1 protein-coding gene is annotated in these 563 nt (G+C 34.1%); it reads left to right on the plus strand.

Annotation, left to right across the window (positions count from 1 at the left end; translation table 11 throughout):
* Positions 1-15: 15 nt before the first annotated feature.
* Positions 16-261 carry a hypothetical protein gene (locus KHD59_RS02420; protein WP_215419685.1) on the plus strand — a complete coding sequence of 82 codons (246 nt, stop codon included), beginning with the start codon at positions 16-18 and terminating at the stop codon, positions 259-261.
* Positions 262-563: the final 302 nt, after the last annotated feature.

Here is a 563-nt window from a genome sequence, read left to right on the forward strand (position 1 = left end):
TGATTATTCTAATTAATGAAAAAAATTAAAAATATTTGTTTTTTATTTATAATAATGATTATTTCAATAATCGTTTATAACTCATACAATACAATTAAGCCGAATAATTCTAATTTTAAAATAATAAATAAATCTGATAATAATTATGATGATCGAATATCTGAAAATAGTTTTGATTCAACTTCTACAACGCAAACCTGGGCGCCAAAGAGGCCTAAATTTCGTGCTATTCAACCAATAGCCAGGGCCGATAAACCCTGAAAGGATATGGTCGGTCGGGCAGACGAAAGAATGTCAGATTAGAGCAGACCATAAAAGCAGGTTGCGACGAAAGCAAATTAGTCAAGAGGACACTGCCACCGAATAATTCGATGGAGAAGCCTGAAATGGCCTAAGAAGGAAAATTGAGGTAATCGTTGAACCTATTCCGGAAGTTGCTAAAACGGACAGTCCAGAAGCTATCAATATTATAGGTTTGTATTGGATAGTTTATCAAATAAAGAACCTGGAATCAGCCTCTTAACGAGGATACTTCCCCTAAAGAATTAAGGTCGAAATTTAGC

The sequence above is a fragment of the Sesame phyllody phytoplasma genome (assembly GCF_018390775.2).
Classification (GTDB): Bacteria; Bacillota_I; Bacilli_A; order Acholeplasmatales; family Acholeplasmataceae; genus Phytoplasma; species Phytoplasma australasiaticum.